Origin of the sequence: Pseudomonas sp. 9.2(2024) (genome assembly GCF_039695385.1) — a bacterium.
Classification (GTDB): Bacteria; Pseudomonadota; Gammaproteobacteria; order Pseudomonadales; family Pseudomonadaceae; genus Aquipseudomonas; species Aquipseudomonas paraglycinae.
The window spans coordinates 344243-363465 of record NZ_CP155585.1 but is presented as its reverse complement, the minus strand read 5'-3'; the positions used below and the strand labels follow the sequence as shown (position 1 = coordinate 363465).

At 58.6% G+C, this 19223-nt stretch carries 11 protein-coding genes and 3 rRNA genes; 9 read left to right on the top strand and 5 right to left on the bottom strand.

Annotated elements, in window-relative coordinates:
- Positions 1-4: 4 nt before the first annotated feature.
- A complete protein-coding gene (gene lapG / locus ABFB52_RS01680) occupies positions 5-697 on the bottom strand; it encodes a cysteine protease LapG (protein ID WP_085748537.1) in 693 nt (230 codons plus the stop codon).
- A 193-nt stretch (positions 698-890) separates the two neighbouring features.
- On the opposite strand from lapG, the gene ABFB52_RS01675 reads away from it, so the two are divergent.
- The 5 genes from ABFB52_RS01675 (at position 891) to ABFB52_RS01655 (ending at position 7949) form a co-directional block, all read left to right on the top strand.
- A complete protein-coding gene (locus ABFB52_RS01675) occupies positions 891-1601 on the top strand; it encodes a GntR family transcriptional regulator (protein WP_085748538.1) in 711 nt (236 codons plus the stop codon).
- A 754-nt stretch (positions 1602-2355) separates the two neighbouring features.
- Positions 2356-3129, top strand: coding sequence for a DUF3050 domain-containing protein (locus ABFB52_RS01670; RefSeq protein ID WP_102688632.1), 774 nt, complete (start codon positions 2356-2358; stop codon positions 3127-3129).
- A complete protein-coding gene (locus tag ABFB52_RS01665; RefSeq protein WP_102688633.1) occupies positions 3126-4055 on the top strand; it encodes a diiron oxygenase in 930 nt (309 codons plus the stop codon). Before ABFB52_RS01670 ends, ABFB52_RS01665 begins: the two co-directional genes overlap by 4 nt.
- Positions 4056-4068: 13 nt before the next feature.
- Complete coding sequence (locus ABFB52_RS01660) at positions 4069-7458, top strand: amino acid adenylation domain-containing protein (protein WP_129974165.1); 3390 nt, start codon at positions 4069-4071, stop codon at positions 7456-7458.
- A 23-nt stretch (positions 7459-7481) separates the two neighbouring features.
- A complete protein-coding gene (locus ABFB52_RS01655; RefSeq protein ID WP_102688635.1) occupies positions 7482-7949 on the top strand; it encodes an SRPBCC family protein in 468 nt (155 codons plus the stop codon).
- 59 nt (positions 7950-8008) lie between these two features.
- Here the strand turns inward: ABFB52_RS01655 and ABFB52_RS01650 are convergent, their stop codons facing one another.
- The gene (locus tag ABFB52_RS01650; RefSeq protein WP_129974166.1) at positions 8009-9889 is read right to left on the bottom strand and encodes a methyl-accepting chemotaxis protein; all 1881 of its coding nucleotides are present in this window, start codon (positions 9887-9889) and stop codon (positions 8009-8011) included.
- Positions 9890-10200: 311 nt separating this feature from the next.
- Between ABFB52_RS01650 and ABFB52_RS01645 the strand changes: the two genes are divergently transcribed.
- From ABFB52_RS01645 to ABFB52_RS01630, 4 genes are all read left to right on the top strand, one after another.
- On the top strand, positions 10201-10701 hold the full coding sequence (locus ABFB52_RS01645; RefSeq protein ID WP_085748543.1) for a sigma-70 family RNA polymerase sigma factor: 501 nt from the start codon (positions 10201-10203) through the stop codon (positions 10699-10701).
- On the top strand, positions 10701-11702 hold the full coding sequence (locus ABFB52_RS01640; RefSeq protein WP_102688637.1) for a FecR family protein: 1002 nt from the start codon (positions 10701-10703) through the stop codon (positions 11700-11702). Before ABFB52_RS01645 ends, ABFB52_RS01640 begins: the two co-directional genes overlap by 1 nt.
- A gap of 87 nt (positions 11703-11789) precedes the next feature.
- On the top strand, positions 11790-14291 hold the full coding sequence (locus tag ABFB52_RS01635) for a TonB-dependent siderophore receptor (RefSeq protein ID WP_129974167.1): 2502 nt from the start codon (positions 11790-11792) through the stop codon (positions 14289-14291).
- A 74-nt stretch (positions 14292-14365) separates the two neighbouring features.
- On the top strand, positions 14366-15544 hold the full coding sequence (locus tag ABFB52_RS01630) for a PepSY domain-containing protein (protein ID WP_129974168.1): 1179 nt from the start codon (positions 14366-14368) through the stop codon (positions 15542-15544).
- Between the two features lie 73 nt (positions 15545-15617).
- Here the strand turns inward: ABFB52_RS01630 and rrf (ABFB52_RS01625) are convergent.
- The 3 genes from rrf (ABFB52_RS01625) to ABFB52_RS01615 all read right to left on the bottom strand — a co-directional run bounded on the left by rrf (ABFB52_RS01625) (position 15618) and on the right by ABFB52_RS01615 (position 18998).
- Positions 15618-15733 (bottom strand): 5S ribosomal RNA (gene rrf / locus ABFB52_RS01625).
- Positions 15734-15839: 106 nt separating this feature from the next.
- Positions 15840-15955, bottom strand: a 5S ribosomal RNA gene (gene rrf / locus ABFB52_RS01620).
- 152 nt (positions 15956-16107) lie between these two features.
- Positions 16108-18998, bottom strand: a 23S ribosomal RNA gene (locus ABFB52_RS01615).
- Positions 18999-19223: the final 225 nt, after the last annotated feature.

Below are 19223 nucleotides of genomic sequence, written 5' to 3'. Positions count from 1 at the left end.
GCTCCTAGTTAGTCGTCTCGACCGGAAATCCTTCGGCCTGCATTTTCTTCAACACATCCTGCCAGCGTGACAGGCGCTTGGTGTCACCGACCTTCTTGTTGCCCTTGGCGCCCGGCAGGTACAACCCTTCGGCATTGAAAGAGTAGACCGGCAGCAAATCGGTTCGCTCGGCGGCCGGCTTGATCGGATCGATCAGGCTGTCGAGCACCAGCGGCATGGCGTCAGGGCTGGAATAGTAAGTCAGGACCATGTGCGCGCGGTTCTGGCGCAGCGCCTTGACGTAGGTGATACGCAACTTGTCACTGGCCACACCGAGGTGGCGCAGGCTGAAATACTTGGCGATCGCATAGTCTTCGCAGTCGCCGGCGCCTTTCCACAAGGCTTCGATGGGGGTTTCCCAATAGTCGACCTCGTGCCACAGATCGATGTCTTCGACGTAGCGCATCTGTTTGTTGAAAAACAGGTTCACGACTTTAAGCTTTTCCATCTCGCTGACCTGCTTCTGCGTGGCCAGCAGATTCTGCCAGGCATCGATCCGCTGTTGCCCGGCACCCAACGGCCCGTACAGCGCCGTGGCCTTGCGGCTGATCGCGGAAAAATCCCAATCGGCATGCAGGCCGCCCAGCATGATGCCGGCCAGCAGCAGCGCGCAGGCAAGCCAGCGCGCGATCCGTGGGAACGCGAAACGTACCGCCAATGCAAGGCATCCAGGGCAGAGAGGAAAGCGCTTGATGGTGAAGGTTAGCCCAGCAAAAAACAATGGCACCCTGAGATCATCGCTGGCGCGCTAAACTTCAGATGTGACAGGGTTCTTCTACACGGTTTGACAACCTGTAGAGCAATCACTAGTGTCCTTTGGATCCAAATCCGCAGTCATAGGGTGTGCAGTTGTGACCCAGAAGCCCAAGCCACTCCACAGCATCAAAGTCGACGGCCCGATTCCCGCGCATCTGGCGCGCTCGGTCATCGAAGAAACCCTGCGAGCCGCGATTCTCGACGGGCGCCTGCCCTGCGGCACCGCCGTGCGCCAGCAGGACCTGGCCGACCTGTTCGGTGTCAGCCGCATGCCGGTGCGCGAAGCCTTGCGCCAACTTGAGGCTCAGGGCCTGCTCAGCGTGATTGCCCACAAGGGCGCCGTGGTGGCGCCGCTGATTCAGGGCGATGCAACGCAAACCTATGAGCTGCGCATCCTGCTGGAGTCAGAAGCGCTGCGCCAGTCGATCCCGCTGCTGACCCCGGCCGATCACGAACGCGCGGCCGGCTACATCGAAGAACTGGAAAACGAACACGACTACACCGAAATCGGCCGGCTCAACCGTCTGTTTCACATGGCGCTCTACAGCAAGGCGCCCAATGGCCGGCTGTTGCGACTGGTGGAAGACGGCCTGAATGAAGAAGAACGCTTCCTGCGCTTCAACCTCGAGGCCATGGGCCTGGGCAAACTCTCCCAGGACGATCACCGCGCGTTGTTACAGGCCGTGAAAGAGCGTGACACCCCGCACGCCGTGACACTGCTGGAGCAACACCTCAATCGCGGTGTCGAGGTGATCACCCGTTACCTCGCCAGCTCAGCCGGCCAAAGCCGCAAAGCAGCACGCTGAATTCTCCCTCCCGGGTGAGCCTCCACTCACCCGGCGAATAACCCGCTTACAAATCCCCCCACCGGTTACGGTCATTTGCCGTGGCACATCGACGCCTGCGCTCTAACCTCCCCCTGCTTTGAACAGCCCGGAATTTGCACCGCAAGGAAGTCATTTTCGACGATAGCCGCGGCGCTGATTTACGCGCACCCTTGGACCGCCAACCCAATATAGAACGGGGACGCGCCGCCCCGGCAGCAGTCCCCGCACCAGGAACCTACGGAAGGAGCCTTGTCACGGGAACAGGAAGAAACGGCGCCGTTACAGCCCGACTTCATCCCCTCAAATTCATTCAATTACTCAATTGGAAAGTTGCTTCGAGTGAGGCATTCACTCTTGTCGTTCAATTTTGGCCATTAAACGCCGAAAGGAGCAACTACGCCCAAATAAAACTTAACTTATAAGTTTTATCAGACCCACTCACACTTCAAAAACAGCCAACTAAAAATAATTAAAAATAAACTTGTTAAGTTGTTTTGCGATGTATTAGTTTTTCTTCGCCGAGTTTGGATCCGAAATGACAAGCCCGGCACAACCTTGCAGTACGGCCTTGATTGCGACGGCTTGACCGTCCGCTGTAGTTTTGGGCCCTTCAGACATTGCCTGCTTTCATCGAAACCGAATGAGGCTGTCGTTCGCCTGGAGAAACTTGTTCAACGTTATTAGCGATTGATTGAGCAGTCCTTACTTCCCTATTAGCCAGAGTCTCGCAACCATGCCAACTAAAGAGCAACTTACACTAAAGAAAGCCGAACTCAGCGTTCATCCGATCTTCTCCGAAATCGATTCTTTGACGACATTGCGCCGATTCATGGAGTCCCATGTATTTGCGGTCTGGGACTTCATGTCGCTGACCAAGCGCCTGCAGCAGGAACTGACTTGCACGCGTCTGCCGTGGTTGCCGCCACGGGATCCGCACGCAGCAAGACTGATCAATGAAATCGTGCTCGGGGAAGAATCTGACGACCGGCTGCCACACGGGCATTACAGTCACTTCGAACTGTACCTCGATGCGATGCGCGAAGTCGGTGCGGACACGACAGCGGTGGAGCGCTTCGTGACGCTGCAACAGGAAGGCGTGAGTTACGACGTCGCCCTGCAAAGCGTCGAGGTCGATCCGGCCGCTGCGCGGTTCGTCCGTGACACCTTGCACACCGCACTGCATGCACCCGGTCACAGCGTTGCCGCCGCATTCCTTCACGGTCGCGAGAGCGTGATCCCGACCATGTTCCAGCGCATGCTCGATGCCTGGGGCATCGGCGTCGAACAGGCGCCGACCTTCCGTTACTACCTGGAGCGACACATCGAGGTCGACTCCGAAGACCACGGCCCGGCCGCCGAGCAACTGCTGGACCGGCTGGTGGACGGCGATCCGCAGCGCGAAGCCGAAGTCTACGCCAGCGCCATCGCCGCCGTGGAAAGCCGCATCGCCCTGTGGGACGGCCTGCGTCTGAGCATGCGTGAGCCGCTGGCGGAGGTGGCCCAATGAACGCCGCCGACTACCAGTCTTTCGCCGACGCCTGGGAAAGCCGCGCGACCATTCGCACCCGGCCACGCCGCGTGCTGGAGGACGACGCGCGGCTGATCTATCCGCTCAGCCGCCAGCCCTTGGTGCTCAGCGAAACCTTCCTGCGCGAATGCCCGGAACAGCGTGATTTCGCCCTGGTGCAGACGCTGTACAAATTCATCAACGACGTGGTGATTTTCGAAACCGAGATCGTCGACAAGACCGCCCGCAGCATCGCCAAGAATCGCTTCGCCGTGCCCTTCCCGTTCGCCTGTCGTTACGACGCCATGACCGTGGTGGTGGACGAGGATTACCACGCGCTGGTGGCGATGGATTTCATGCAACAGACGGTGGCCATGACCGGCATCGAGCCGATCGAGCTGCCGAATGAAATCGAACTGAGCCGGGCGATTCCGGCCGCCGTCGAACTGGCTCCGCCACACCTGCGCAGCGCCGTGGAACTGATCTGCGTGGCCATCGCCGAAAACACCGTGACCGGCGATGTCGCGGCATTCGCCCGGGACGACACGGTCAAGCCGTCGATCAAGGGCCTGATGGCTGATCACTTGCTCGACGAGGGCCGGCACTCGAGTTTCTGGGCGCGGATGGTGCGCATCTACTGGCACACCGCGAGCGATGCGGACCGCGAATGCATCGCGCAGATCCTGCCGGTGTTCATCGGCCATTACCTGACCAACGACATCCAGAAGTCCTTCGACCTGCGCCTGATCGACGCCTTGCCGGTCAACGATGCCACCCGCCGCGCCCTGAAAGACGAGATGGCCGGGCTGGCCTTCCCGATCAATCGCCACCACCCGCTGGTGGGCAACATCGTGCGGTTTTTCCACAACAGCTCGCTGCTCGACACACCGTGCGTGCAGCACGCCCTGCGCGACTACCTGGTTTGACAAGGAGGCTGACATGAGACGTCTCGATATTTTGCTGAGGGGCCGCAGCCAAGTCTTGACCGACCTGGCGCAGGAGCTCGAACAACACGGTCATTCATTGCTGACAGAGACTGCTCCGTCGGTGGATCTGGTGATCGATGACGGCAGTCTTGCGCCGCAAAATCACGGCGCGACAGCGCACCTGACTTTACGTCTGGGCATCGGTGCAACGGGCGCCGGCGGTTTGCCGGTGCTCGATCTGCTGTGCCTCTGCAACTCGACGCTGCTGAGCCGCGTGCCCATCGCCGACGAACCGTCCGGCAACGGTCAGGCGTTGCGCCAGCGAACACTGGCGCAGGTGGTGGACGAAGTGGCGCTGCTGGTCAGCCGTTTTTCCCGCGATGCCGAGTATTTCCAGCACGCGACAGCGGCCCGTGCGCCGGACTTCGAGCAGGTGGAAAATCTGCTATTTCTCGACAGCCTGGCTTACGTCCATCGCTTCAATGCCACGGCCAATTCGCAGTTGCTGCAACAAGCGCAGATCCCGGTGATCGAGCGGCTGCAAGAGAGTCTGATCGAACACGCGGAGCGCCCCGCGTTGCACCTTGCCGAGCAGTCGATCAGCTATCGCCAGTTGCATGATCACAGCCGTGCAATCCAGCAACGCTTGCAGGCAATGCTGGAGACACAGCCGCAACCCTGGGTGGTGGGGATTTGCCTGCCGAAATGCGATGCGCTGTTTGCTTCGATCCTGGCGATTCTCGGCAGCGGCGCGGTGTACCTGCCGCTGGAACCGAGCCATCCGCTTCAGCGCCAGCAGTACATTCTGGAAAACGCCGGAGCGGTGTTGTTGCTGCACGACGGCGAACATCCGCTGAGCGGTTCGCTGCCGGGGCTGGATGTCAGCCTTATCGACAGCGCCGACGCCGATCTTTCGTTGCCGTTGATGCGCCAGCGACCGTCGCTCGACTCGCCATGCATGGCGCTCTACACCTCGGGCACCACCGGGCATCCGAAGGGTGTGCTGCTGAGTCAGGCGAACCTCGCGCACTTCACCGCGTGGTACGCCGATTACGTGCAGTTGCGCGCCGAGAGCCGGGTGTTGCAGTTCTCGTCGCTGAGTTTCGACTCGTCGCTGATCGACATCTTCCCGACCCTGCTCGAAGGCGCAGAACTGGTGGTGCCCGACGACAACCAGCGGCGTGATCCGCTGCAACTGGTGGCGCTTATTCGACGTCGGCAACTGACCCACGCGTTCCTGCCGCCGGCGCTGTTGAGCATCCTGCCGCTGGAGCAACTGCAAAGCGTCGCGCAAATCATGACCGGCGGCGACGTCTGTGAGCCGTTCGTGATCGAGCAGCTGACGCGCCAAGGCAAGCTGCATAACCTCTACGGCCCGACCGAAGCCACGGTGCTGATCACCGCGCGACAACTGCAACCGGGCGACAGCAATCGCACCCTCGGCGGCCCGATTGCCAACAGTCAGGTGCTGATCCTCGATGACGATCTGCAACCGGTGCCTGAGCAAACGGTGGGCGAATTGTTCATCGTCGGCCCCGGCGTATGCCTGGGTTACCTGAACAATCCACAGCAGACCGCCGAACGCTATCTGGATCTGGAGTTGCCGGACGGCCAGCGTCTGCGCGCCTACCGCAGCGGCGACATGGCCAAGTGGGGCGAGGATGGCATCGAGCTGTGCGGACGGCGCGACAATCAGGTGAAGATCCGCGGCTTCCGGGTCGAGCCGGAGGAGATCGAACGCTGCCTGCGCGAGAGTCAGTTGTATCGGCAAATCGCCGTGGTGATCGACAGTCAGCGACGGATTCTGGCGTTCCTCGCCCAGCCGCAATCGGATGCCGCGCGCGAGTCGTTGAAAGCTCACGCACAGCAGTTTTTGCCCGACTACATGCAACCGGTGGCATGGACGGAACTGCCGAACATGCCGTTCGCCGCCAATGGCAAAGTCGACCGCAAGGCCTTGCTGGAGCTGCCGGTCAGCGTGCAGGACAGCGGCCCGAAATGCCTGCCGGCCAACGCCGACGAAGCGCTGCTGCTGGAGATCTGGGGTGAGTTGCTGGAGCTTCCGACCAGCGACATTTCCACCGACGAAAGCTTCTTCAATCTCGGCGGTCACTCGATTCTGCTGTCGCGCATGCTCCTGCGTCTACGGGAGGAGTTCGGTCGCAGTATTTCGATCAACCGCTTCATCGAACTGCCGACCATCACGAAGCTCGCCACCCTGGTACGCGGCACCGATGACAGCGCGGTGCTCAGCGCCCAGGCGATGGCCGACGCCGAGCGAGCGCTGGACATCGAGCCGCTGCCGATCAGCCGCATGGGCGACGTGCACAAGGTGATCGTCACCGGCGCCAACAGCTTTGTCGGTGTGCACATCGTCGAGGCGCTGCTGGGATTGGGCGCCAGCGAGGTGGCGTGTCTGGTGCGCGACGGCGGCGGGCAAACGGCGGCGCAGCGCTTTGCCCAATCGCTGCGAGAGAACCGGCTGGAGCATCTGGACCTGAGTCGGGTGCGGGTCTATTCGGCGGACATCAGCCGGCCGCAACTGGGCTTGGCCGATGGGGATTTCGAGCGACTGGATCGCGAGTTCGGCGCGCTGGTGCACAACGCGGCCAACGTCAATCACGTGCTCGATTACGAGTCGCTGGCGGCGGACAACGTCGAGCCGATTTTCGAACTGCTGCGGCTGTGCGAAGGACGCAGCAAGAAGGTGTTCAATTTCGTCTCGACGCTGTCGGCCTCCAGCACCGTCGACGACGCAGGCCGGGTGCTGGAACTGCCCGCCGCACCGACGCCGCCGATCTACATCCGCAACGGCTACAACCTGTCGAAATGGGTCGGCGAACGCATCCTCGAGCGGGCGCGGGAGCGTGGGGTGCGGGTCAATCTGTATCGGCCCGGCAACATCAGTTTCAACAGCCTCAGCGGCGTCTGCCAGCCGCACAAGAACCGCTTGATGCTGATGCTCAAGGGCTCGATCCAGCTCGGGCAGGTGCCGGCCTTCGCGCTGAATTTCGACCTGATGCCGGTGGATTTTCTCGCCCGGTTCATCGCCTTCCACGCCAGCCGCTACTCGGCCGAACGGGCGGTATTCAACCTGCATAACCCGGAGCCTCTGAGCTGGGACGCCTACGTTGCGTCGTTCCGCGAAACCGGCAGCGAGTTTTCGCTGGTCAGCGTCGCCGACTGGCAGCAGCAACTGGGCCGGGTCGATGCCGACAACGCGCTGTTCGGCGTACTCGGTTTCTACCTCAACGGCTTCGAGGAAGACATCGGCGACATCTCCCTGATCAGCCACGCCAACGCCCAGGCCGGCGTACAGCAGATGGGCGCGCACTACCCGGAAAAATCCCCGGCGCTGCTGCGTCGCGGCTGCGACTACCTGAAAGAAATCAACTTCATCTGACTCAACCACCAAGGAGCAACACCATGAGCAATCTTCAACCCGACACCCTGATCAAGAATCCTCACGGCTGCCACGTCGTGTCTTCGGTGGAAGTGCCGGTGGACGCCAGACAAGTGTGGGCGGTGGTAGGCAAATTCGACGGTTTCGACCGCTTCATTCCGGCCCTGTCGCACATCGAAATGACCGGCGAAGGCGTGTCTTCGCTGCGCAAGAAGTTCTTCAAGGATGGCAACGTGGTGGTCGAGCAACTCAACTCCCGGGACGACCAGGCGCTGAGCATGACCTGGACCACGATCTACAACACCCTGGGCGTGGCCAATCTGTGGGCGGCGATGAATGTGGAATCGCTGGGCGCGGGCAAGTCGCGGGCGACCTGGACGATCATTGCCGAACCGGCCAGCGGCGGCCCAGAGGCACTGCCGGGGTTCAAGGATTTCGTGCAGGGGTTCGCCGATGATGCGATGGGCAATGTGCAGAAGCTGTTTGTGTAAGGCATGAAAAAGCCCGCTGTGGATCACTCCGCAGCGGGCTGTTTTTTGACCGCTAGCGATCAGATCTTGAAGCTGTCGACCAGTTGTTTCAAACGGTTGGCCTGCTGCGACAACGCATCGCAATCCTTCAACGTTTCATTGAGGTTGGCCACGCTCTGCTGGTTCAGCAGGTTGATCTGGTTGACGTCGACGTTGAGGGTTTCCACCACGGCGGTCTGCTCTTCGGTAGCGGCGGCCACCGACTGGTTCATGCCGTCGATTTCGCCGATGCGCTGGGTCACGCTGACCAGACGCAGACCGGCCTGGTTCGCCACTTCAACGGTTTCCTCGCTGGACGCCTGACTGGCGTTCATGGTGGTCACCGCTTCGCGGGAGCCGACCTGCAGCGAAGTGATCATCTTGTGGATCTCTTCCGCCGATTCCTGGGTGCGGTGAGCGAGGTTACGCACCTCGTCCGCCACCACCGCAAAACCGCGTCCGGCTTCACCGGCACGGGCAGCTTCAATGGCCGCGTTGAGCGCCAGCAGGTTGGTCTGCTGGGAGATGCCTTTGATCACGTCGAGAATGTGGCCGATGTTGTCGGTGCTCGCGTTCAGGGTTTCGATCTGGGTGCACGACAGGCTGATCTTCTGCGACAGCTCGGTCATCGCCTGAATCGTCTGCTCGACCACCTGACGACCGTCATCGGCCTGCTCGCTCGCGCCGCTGGCGTGTTGCGAGGCATCGGCGGCGTTGCGGGCGATTTCCTGGGTGGCGGCACCCAGTTGATTGATCGCGGCGGCCACGCTGTTGGTGCGTGCGCTTTGCTCGTCGGAGCCGATGATCGAGGCGTTGGACGATGCCATCACCCGTTGCGACAGGTCGTGTACGTGGCGAGTCGCGGAAGACACTTCGGAAATGGACGCGTGAATCCGCTCCACGAACTGGTTGAACGAACTGCCCAGCTCACCGAACTCGTCCTTGCTTTCCACTACCAGACGGCGAGTCAGGTCGCCTTCACCCTGAGCGATGTCCTGCATCGCACGGCCCATGGTGATCAGCGGACGCATCAGCACGGTGATCAACAGGCTCAGGAACACCGCAATCGCGCCGACAGCAACGAACATTGCGATCAGTGCCGAGGTACGGAACTGGCTGAGTGCGGCGTAGGCCTTGTCGCGATCGATCGACAGACCGATGTACCACTCGGCATTCGGCAGACCTGCGACCGGGGTGAACGACAGGATGCGCTCCTGACCGTTGAGCACCACGTTCTGGTTGCCCTTCTGGATGCGCACATCGGCGTTCGGGTAGATGTCCTTGAGGTTCTTCATCACCTGGTCTTTGTCCGGGCTGACGATCACCTGACCGTCCCCGCTGACCAGGAACGCGTGGCCCAGGCCACCGAAGTCCACCGAGTTGATGATCTTCACCAGGGTTTCCAGGCTCAGGTCACCGCCCACGACGCCGAGCAGCTCGCCGTTCTTTTTCACCGGCATGGCGATGGTCACCACCAGACCGCCAACGGCGGCCATGTATGGCGGGGTCAGCATGGTCTGGTCAGCGGCCACGGCCTGCTTGTACCAGGGGCGCTGACGCGGATCGTAGCCGTCCGGCATCTTCGCGTCAGGGCGCTGGGTGAACACACCGTTGGCCTGGCCGACGTAGGTGAACTGGAAGTTCGAGGTGAAGGCCGGTTGATCGACCAGGCCCGGGAAGTCGGCGTTCTTGCCTTGATGGGCGACGTTCTGTGCGAGGTTTTGCAGTACCAGAATTCGCCCGCTCATCCAGTTCTGCACACTGCTCGCGGTCAGGTCGCCGGCCTGTTGGACCGAGGACTGGAGGTTCTGGCGAATGGTGTTTCGCTGCAGATAGTCGTTGTACAAAGTGAACAGCGCGAACGCCAGGACCACAACGCCCGAGGCGGCCAGCAGGATTTTATGGCTGAACTTGAGATTCATTTCATGGGACTTCTTATGCGAAAAGTGGGGATGCGTTCCGGATGCAACATTCCATGTACAGCGCAGGCAGCGTTCTGACGACTGCTCTACTTTGGTGCACGCATGTCTCACCAGTCTGTCGGCACGCTTAGGAGAAAACTTAGGGCTTTGTGGGAAATGGACGACATTTCTGCCAGATTCCCGCCGAACGGCGTGCCAGAGCGTTCGCCTGTCAATTTTTGATGACTGTTTTGCAGCGCCGGTTGCAAATTCTGTAACCCTTGATGACAATGCGACTAATTATCATTTGTGACGTTCGGGCTGTCGCGTTCATGTCCTCTCCTGAGTTTGCAGTACAGGCGCTTTACAGTAGTCATCACGGCTGGCTCAACGGCTGGTTGCGCGCTCGGCTGGGCAATGCTGCCGATGCGGCGGATCTGGCCCAGGACACCTTCGTTCGACTGTTGCAGCGCACCGAGCGTCTGGAACTCAAGGCACCTCGCGCGTTTTTGCGCACAGTTGCCCGAGGGCTGGTGATTGATCATTGGCGCCGTGAAGAAATTGAACGCGCCTATCTGGAAACCATCGCCCATTTGCCTGAAGCCGAAACCCCGAGTGCCGAATCCCGTGCCTTGGTGATCGAACTGCTCGAAGGCATCGCCCGCATGCTTGAAGGCTTGAAGCCGAAAGTGCGTCAGGCGTTTCTGCTGGCTCAGTGCGAAGGTTTGACCCACAAGCAGATCGCCGAGCAGATGGGCCTGTCCCTGCGCTCGGTAGAACGCTACGTCGCCGACGCCCTGTTTCACTGCTACGTGCTGCGGTACGAAAACTGATGCCGGTGGATAACCTCTCGCTTGGCCGACGCGCCGAGCCACCGCAACAGGTCGTCCGACAGGCCATTCACTGGCTCCTGCGTCTGCGCAACAACCATGGCAATCCGCGCCTGAATCGCCAGTGCGAACAATGGCGCGCCGAACACCATGATCACGAACTGGCCTGGCAACGGGTGCAGTCTCTGCAAGCTGAACTGACCCACAATCTGCGCGCCGTGCCCGGTGCGCAGGTGGCGTTCAATACGCTGGAAAACAGTGCGCAGGGGTTGGGTCGACGTCAGGCACTGAAGCTGTTGTCCGGCGCGCTGCTGATGGGCTCGGCGGGATGGTTGGCCAAAGACACTTCCGCCTGGCAACAGTGGAGCGCCGACTACGCCACCGCCACCGGCGAGCGCCGTGGCTTCCAGCTGCCGGACGGCACGCGGATCGAGCTCAACACCGCCAGCAGCGTGGATCTCGATTACACCGCCCAGCAACGGCTGATCAAACTGACCCGTGGCGAAATCATCATCACCTGTGGCGGTGCCGATGAAGGTGCGCCATTTGACCGACCGCTGCGGGTGCAGAGTCGTCATGGCAGTTACGAGCCGTTCAAGGCGCGATTCATTCTGCGCCAGGAAGATGGATGCACGCGCCTGAGCGTCACCAGTGGCCGGGTCGCGATTCACTCCGCCGGCAACTCGACGGAAGCAATCGCCGGTCAGAGCTACTTGATCGACCACCATCAAATTCGCCCGGCGCCGCCGTTGGACATGGACGCCGGTGCCTGGGTCGACGGGCTGATCGTGACCCGCAACATGCGGCTGGGCGACTTCCTCAGCGAAGTCAGCCGGTATCGTCAGGGCTTTCTGAACTGTGCGTCGGACATTGCGGATTTGCGCCTGTCCGGCGTGTTCCGTCTTGAGGACACCGACAAGCTGCTGGCGATCCTGCCGCAGACCCTGCCGGTGCAATTGCGCTACCGCACTCGTTGGTGGGTGACGCTGGAGTCTGTGGCCTGAAATTATTTTGGCGGGTTTTCGCGGCAAATCCGGCTTAGTCAGTAAGCACTTCAACTCAGCCTTCGCGACTGCCTACGGAAACCTACAATGACTGCGCGCGTTACCTGTAAGAACCCTCTGAATTTCTCTGCCGAATCGGGCCTGTTGCGTCACGCCGTTCGGGCGGCGCTGTTCTCTACTGCACTCGGCGTTGGCGTGATGCCGAGCCTGAGCATGGCGGCCAATGCCAGCGAGGTCAGCAGCCACCGCTACAACGTCGCCGCCGGGCCGCTGGGCGATGCGCTCAACCAGTTCGCGCGCCAGGCGGGCATCACGTTGTCGATGACGCCGCAGCAAACCCAAGGCCGGCAGTCACCGGGTGTACAGGGCGAGTATTCGACCGATCAGGCCCTGAGCCACTTGCTCGGAGGCACGGGCCTGGAGGCGGTCAGCCAGGATGGCAGCAGCTATGTGTTGCGCTCCGTCGCAGAAACCGAAGCACTGTCTCTGCCGACCACCGACATCAAAGGCTTCACCCTCGGTAACGCGCTGGGCAGCATGGACGGCTATAACGCGACGCACAGTCAGATCGCCACCAAAACCAGTACCGCGCTGCTGGAAACGTCGCAAAGCGTGTCCGTGGTTACCCGTGAGCAAATGGATGACCAGGGCTCGCAAACCGTGTCCCAGGCCATGCGTTACACCCCCGGCGTACTGACCAACCCTTACGGCGCCACGCACCGTTACGACTATGTGGCGATGCGCGGCTTCAACGACGGTTCGGTGGATAACATCTACCTCGACGGCCTCAAGTCGATGGGCGACAGCGGCACCTACAGCACGATGCAGGTCGATCCGTATTTCCTTGAGCGTGTCGATATTCTGAAGGGCCCGTCGTCGGTGCTCTACGGCCGCAGCTCGCCGGGCGGTCTGGTGGCGCTGACCAGCAAGAAACCGTTGTACGAGGCCTATCACCAGGTTCAAGCCACCGTCGGCACTCAGGGTCAGCGCGGTGTTGGTTTTGACTTCAGCGGACCGGTCGATGACGACAAACGCATCGCCTATCGTCTGATCGGATTAACGGATCAGTCCGACACGCAGTTCGACCACAACAAGGAAAAGCGCTTCGCCCTAGCGCCGACCGTCAGCGTCGACTTCAGCGAAGACACCTCGCTGACCCTGCAAGCGTATCTGCAGCATGACCCGTACGGCGGCTATCACGGTGGCGTGCCGGCCGACGGCACGATTCATCAACGCAACGGCAATCGCATTTCGCCGCATTTCTTCGAAGGCGAGCCGGGCATCGATGGTTACTCCCGTGATCAGCAGTCGTTCGGTTACCAGTTCGAACACCGCTTCAACGACGTCTTCACCGCGCGGCAGAATTTCCGCTACCTCGACTCCAAAGTGAACATGGATCAGGTGTACGCCTATGGCTGGACGTCGCCGACCAGCAACGAATTGAATCGCTACTACACCGGCGGTGATGAACGTCTGCACGCGTTCATCGTCGACAACATGCTCCAGGCCGAATTTTTCACCGGCGCGACCAAGCACACAGTGCTGATGGGGGCGGATTACCAGCGACGCAAAACCGTGGTCGACTGGACCAGTGGCGGCCTGGCGCCGATCAACGCGTTCAACCCGGTGTATGGCAATTCGGCTATTACGCCGTACGGCGAGACAAGCTATCTGCGGCGCCTGGAGCAGACCGGCGTTTACCTGCAAGACCTGATCGAGATGGACAAGTGGCGCTTCTCGCTGGGACTGCGCCAGGACTGGGTGGAAACCTCCGACGAAAACCGCATCGCCGAAGCGGGCCGTCCGGTCGGCACCGAGATCAATGATCGACGCACCAAGCTCACCGGCCGTGCCGGCGCGCTGTATCTGTTCGATAACGGTCTCGCGCCGTACGTCAGCTATTCCGAGTCGTTCAACCCGAATTCCTACGCGGACAGTGCTGGCAATCCTCTTGCACCGACCGATGGAACGCAGTGGGAAATGGGCTTGAAGTATCAGCCGCCGGGTACTGACAACCTGTTCACCGCCTCGTTGTTCCGCATCGATCAGGAGAATCTGGCGACCAAACTGCCGCAGGAAAACTTCTATCGCGCTGTAGGCGCTGTCCGCTCTCAGGGGCTGGAACTTGAAGCGCACATGCAGCTGACCGACAACCTGAAAGTGCTCGGCAGCTACACCTTCACCGACATTGAATACTCGAAGTCGATGACCAGCACCTTGAGCACACCGACCAATTTGATCGAGAACAAGGGCAACTCGCCAACCCAGGCGCCACGACATATGGCATCGCTGTGGGCGGACTACAAGTTCGACAGCGCGGCACTCGACGGGCTGCGACTGGGCGGTGGTGTGCGTTATGTCGGCTATAGCTGGGCGGATGCAGAGAACACCATGAAAGTGCCGTCCTACACATTGTTCGACGCATCGATTGGCTATGACCTCGGCAAGGTCGGTCTGAAGGGTGTCGACGTACGCCTGAATGCGAACAATCTGACCAACGAATCCTACGTAGCCTCCTGCGCCAGTCTGGACTTCTGCTACATGGGCGAAGAGCGCAACGTCGCCGCGACGGTCAGTTACCAGTTCTAAGCCTTTGTCTTGTGCATAGAAAAGCCAGCCCCTGATTTCAGGGGCTGGCTTTGTCGTATCTGTGGGGAATTTTCATGCGTTCGTTTCTGGTTTTATTGCACCGGTATATCGGATTGGCCACGGCGGTTTTTCTGCTGCTGGCCGGGATCACGGGGAGCATTCTGGCGTTCAACCATGAGCTGGATGAGTGGTTGAATCCGGAGTTTTACGCGGCCTCGGCCGAGGGGGAGCGTCTGCCGCCAGGTGAGCTGGTTGATGTGGTGCAATCGGCCCATCCGAAGTTGCAGGTCTGGTACATGGAGTACCCGAATGAGGCAGGCCACACGGCATTGCTGGCGGCGGTTGCGCGAAATGATCCGGCGACGGGCGAACCGTTTAAAGAACGCAATGAAGTGTTCTACCTCGATCCGGTCAGTGGCGAGCAGAAAGGCCAGCGTTATTGGGGCGAATGCTGCTTTCAGCGTGAGAACTTTGTTCCGTTCATTCTCGAGTTTCACTACAACCTGACACTGCCCGGCAACTGGGGTTTGCTGTTGATGGGGTTGGTGGCCATCGCCTGGGTAATCGATTGCTTCATCGCCCTCTGGCTGACGTTGCCGCGGGGTAAACCGTTCTGGAAGAAGTGGTCGAACGCCTGGAAGATCAAGGGTGGGCATGCCTATCGACTCAACTTCGATCTGCACCGGGCGGGGGGCTTGTGGCTGTGGTTGTTATTGCTGCCGATAGCCGTCAGCAGTGTGGCGATGAACCTGCCGAGCCAGGTCTTCAAACCCGCGGTGTCGCTGTTTTCTCCGATTGAACCGAGCGTGTATGAGGCGCGAGGGCGAATGCCTGCCGAAGAGCTGGGGATCACCCGATTAAGTTATCAACAGGCATACGAAAGGGCACAACAGGAGGGGAAAAGGTTGGGGCTGACGGCGGCGATCGGCGAGGTGTATTACAGCTTTGAGTACAACTTTTACGGTGCGGGGTTTGGGCAGCATGACACCGAGGCCCACGGCAAATCCTGGTTGTTCTTCCACGGTACTGACGGGCGATTACTGGGGCAGGAGATCGCAGGAGAAGGGACATTGGGAGAGCGGTTTTATCGATTGCAGTTGCCGATACATGGGGGACGGATCATAGGCTTCACCGGGCAAGTGATGATCGCGATATTGGGTGTTCTGATTGCAGGGTTGTCGGGAACTGGCGTCTACATCTGGTGGCGCAAATGGCAGGCTCGTCGGAGCAGCAAGGCACGCAAAGCGGTTTGAATATCGGACTTTTGTGAGCACTGAAACGACAAAACCCCTGTCTGCGTTAGCAGACAGGGGTTTCGGAATTCAATCTTGACGATGACCTACTCTCACATGGGGAAACCCCACACTACCATCGGCGATGCATCGTTTCACTTCTGAGTTCGGGATGGGATCAGGTGGTTCCAACGCTCTATGGTCGTCAAGAAATTCTGTGACCAGCCCGTTACCGCAGTAACGTTCCGGCAAAAATCGGTGACTTCTACTAAAACAAAACCCCAACTGCTTTCGCAATTGGGGTTTCGGAATTTAATCTTGACGATGACCTACTCTCACATGGGGAAACCCCACACTACCATCGGCGATGCATCGTTTCACTTCTGAGTTCGGGATGGGATCAGGTGGTTCCAACGCTCTATGGTCGTCAAGAAATTCGGGTACTGAGTCGTGGCCAGAGGGCCTCGCTTCAGCAAATTGGGTATGTGACAGCTTTCGGTGTTTTGTGAGCGTCGAACTTTCGGTTCATTTTCGTCTTCACACACCGCAATCTGGCCTTTCGACTCAAATTGCTTGGGTGTTATATGGTCAAGCCTCACGGGCAATTAGTATTGGTTAGCTCAACGCCTCACAGCGCTTACACACCCAACCTATCAACGTCGTAGTCTTCGACGGCCCTTCAGGGAACTCAAGGTTCCAGTGAGATCTCATCTTGAGGCAAGTTTCCCGCTTAGATGCTTTCAGCGGTTATCTTTCCCGAACATAGCTACCCGGCAATGCCACTGGCGTGACAACCGGAACACCAGAGGTTCGTCCACTCCGGTCCTCTCGTACTAGGAGCAGCCCCTCTCAAATCTCAAACGTCCACGGCAGATAGGGACCGAACTGTCTCACGACGTTCTAAACCCAGCTCGCGTACCACTTTAAATGGCGAACAGCCATACCCTTGGGACCGGCTTCAGCCCCAGGATGTGATGAGCCGACATCGAGGTGCCAAACACCGCCGTCGATATGAACTCTTGGGCGGTATCAGCCTGTTATCCCCGGAGTACCTTTTATCCGTTGAGCGATGGCCCTTCCATACAGAACCACCGGATCACTAAGACCTACTTTCGTACCTGCTCGACGTGTCTGTCTCGCAGTCAAGCGCGCTTTTGCCTTTATACTCTACGACCGATTTCCGACCGGTCTGAGCGCACCTTCGTACTCCTCCGTTACTCTTTAGGAGGAGACCGCCCCAGTCAAACTACCCACCATACACTGTCCTCGATCCGGATAACGGACCTGAGTTAGAACCTCAAAGTTGCCAGGGTGGTATTTCAAGGATGGCTCCACGCGAACTGGCGTCCACGCTTCAAAGCCTCCCACCTATCCTACACAAGCAAATTCAAAGTCCAGTGCAAAGCTATAGTAAAGGTTCACGGGGTCTTTCCGTCTAGCCGCGGATACACTGCATCTTCACAGCGATTTCAATTTCACTGAGTCTCGGGTGGAGACAGCGCCGCCATCGTTACGCCATTCGTGCAGGTCGGAACTTACCCGACAAGGAATTTCGCTACCTTAGGACCGTTATAGTTACGGCCGCCGTTTACCGGGGCTTCGATCAAGAGCTTCGCGTTAGCTAACCCCATCAATTAACCTTCCGGCACCGGGCAGGCGTCACACCCTATACGTCCACTTTCGTGTTTGCAGAGTGCTGTGTTTTTAATAAACAGTCGCAGCGGCCTGGTATCTTCGACCGGCGTGGGCTTACGCAGCAAGTGCTTCACCCTCACCGGCGCACCTTCTCCCGAAGTTACGGTGCCATTTTGCCTAGTTCCTTCACCCGAGTTCTCTCAAGCGCCTTGGTATTCTCTACCCAACCACCTGTGTCGGTTTGGGGTACGGTTCCTGGTTATCTGAAGCTTAGAAGCTTTTCTTGGAAGCATGGCATCAACCACTTCGTCGCCTAAAGGCAACTCGTCATCAGCTCTCGGCCTTAAGATCCCGGATTTACCTAAGATCTCAGCCTACCACCTTAAACTTGGACAACCAACGCCAAGCTGGCCTAGCCTTCTCCGTCCCTCCATCGCAATAACCAGAAGTACAGGAATATTAACCTGTTTTCCATCGACTACGCTTTTCAGCCTCGCCTTAGGGACCGACTAACCCTGCGTCGATTAACGTTGCGCAGGAAACCTTGGTCTTTCGGCGTGGGTGTTTTTCACACCCATTGTCGTTACTCATGTCAGCATTCGCACTTCTGATACCTCCAGCAAGCTTCTCAACTCACCTTCACAGGCTTACAGAACGCTCCTCTACCGCATCACTTACGTGATACCCGTAGCTTCGGTGTATGGTTTGAGCCCCGTTACATCTTCCGCGCAGGCCGACTCGACTAGTGAGCTATTACGCTTTCTTTAAAGGGTGGCTGCTTCTAAGCCAACCTCCTAGCTGTCTAAGCCTTCCCACATCGTTTCCCACTTAACCATAACTTTGGGACCTTAGCTGACGGTCTGGGTTGTTTCCCTTTTCACGACGGACGTTAGCACCCGCCGTGTGTCTCCCATGCTCGGCACTTGTAGGTATTCGGAGTTTGCATCGGTTTGGTAAGTCGGGATGACCCCCTAGCCGAAACAGTGCTCTACCCCCTACAGTGATACATGAGGCGCTACCTAAATAGCTTTCGAGGAGAACCAGCTATCTCCGAGCTTGATTAGCCTTTCACTCCGATCCACAGGTCATCCGCTAACTTTTCAACGGTAGTCGGTTCGGTCCTCCAGTCAGTGTTACCTAACCTTCAACCTGCCCATGGATAGATCGCCCGGTTTCGGGTCTATTCCCAGCGACTAGACGCCCTATTAAGACTCGCTTTCGCTACGCCTCCCCTATTCGGTTAAGCTCGCCACTGAAAATAAGTCGCTGACCCATTATACAAAAGGTACGCAGTCACAGAACAAAGTCTGCTCCCACTGCTTGTACGCATACGGTTTCAGGATCTATTTCACTCCCCTCTCCGGGGTTCTTTTCGCCTTTCCCTCACGGTACTAGTTCACTATCGGTCAGTCAGTAGTATTTAGCCTTGGAGGATGGTCCCCCCATATTCAGACAAAGTTTCTCGTGCTCCGTCCTACTCGATTTCATGACTAAGAGACTTTCGCGTACAGGGCTATCACCCACTATGGCCGCACTTTCCAGAGCGTTCCGCTAATCTCAAAGCCACTTAAGGGCTAGTCCCCGTTCGCTCGCCACTACTAAGGGAATCTCGGTTGATTTCTTTTCCTCAGGGTACTTAGATGTTTCAGTTCCCCTGGTTCGCCTCTTGCACCTATGTATTCAGTACAAGATAACCATCTTATGATGGCTGGGTTCCCCCATTCAGACATCTCCGGATCAAAGTCTGTTTGCCGACTCCCCGAAGCTTTTCGCAGGCTACCACGTCTTTCATCGCCTCTGACTGCCAAGGCATCCACCGTATGCGCTTCTTCACTTGACCATATAACCCCAAGCAATCTGGTTATACTGTGAAGACGACATTCGCCGAAAATTCGAATTTCTCAACTAAGAGAACTCACAAATTTTACCTTAGCCTGATCACCACCAGTGAAAGTGGCCATCAGTCTATCTTTCTATCACATACCCAAATTTTTAAAGAACGAACCAGTCAAAGACTAGAAATCAACATTCACCATCGCAGCGATGGAATGCTCATTTCTAAGCT

Excerpts from the sequence above, each read along its gene's own strand:
- ABFB52_RS01655 (WP_102688635.1), top strand. The coding sequence starts at position 7,482 with ATGAGCAATCTTCAACCCGACACCCTGATCAAGAATCCTCACGGCTGC.
- ABFB52_RS01640 (WP_102688637.1), top strand. The coding sequence starts at position 10,701 with ATGCCGGTGGATAACCTCTCGCTTGGCCGACGCGCCGAGCCACCGCAA.
- ABFB52_RS01660 (WP_129974165.1), top strand. The coding sequence starts at position 4,069 with ATGAGACGTCTCGATATTTTGCTGAGGGGCCGCAGCCAAGTCTTGACC.
- ABFB52_RS01645 (WP_085748543.1), top strand. The coding sequence starts at position 10,201 with ATGTCCTCTCCTGAGTTTGCAGTACAGGCGCTTTACAGTAGTCATCAC.
- ABFB52_RS01650 (WP_129974166.1), bottom strand. The coding sequence starts at position 9,889 with ATGAATCTCAAGTTCAGCCATAAAATCCTGCTGGCCGCCTCGGGCGTT.
- ABFB52_RS01635 (WP_129974167.1), top strand. The coding sequence starts at position 11,790 with ATGACTGCGCGCGTTACCTGTAAGAACCCTCTGAATTTCTCTGCCGAA.
- ABFB52_RS01630 (WP_129974168.1), top strand. The coding sequence starts at position 14,366 with ATGCGTTCGTTTCTGGTTTTATTGCACCGGTATATCGGATTGGCCACG.
- ABFB52_RS01665 (WP_102688633.1), top strand. The coding sequence starts at position 3,126 with ATGAACGCCGCCGACTACCAGTCTTTCGCCGACGCCTGGGAAAGCCGC.
- ABFB52_RS01670 (WP_102688632.1), top strand. The coding sequence starts at position 2,356 with ATGCCAACTAAAGAGCAACTTACACTAAAGAAAGCCGAACTCAGCGTT.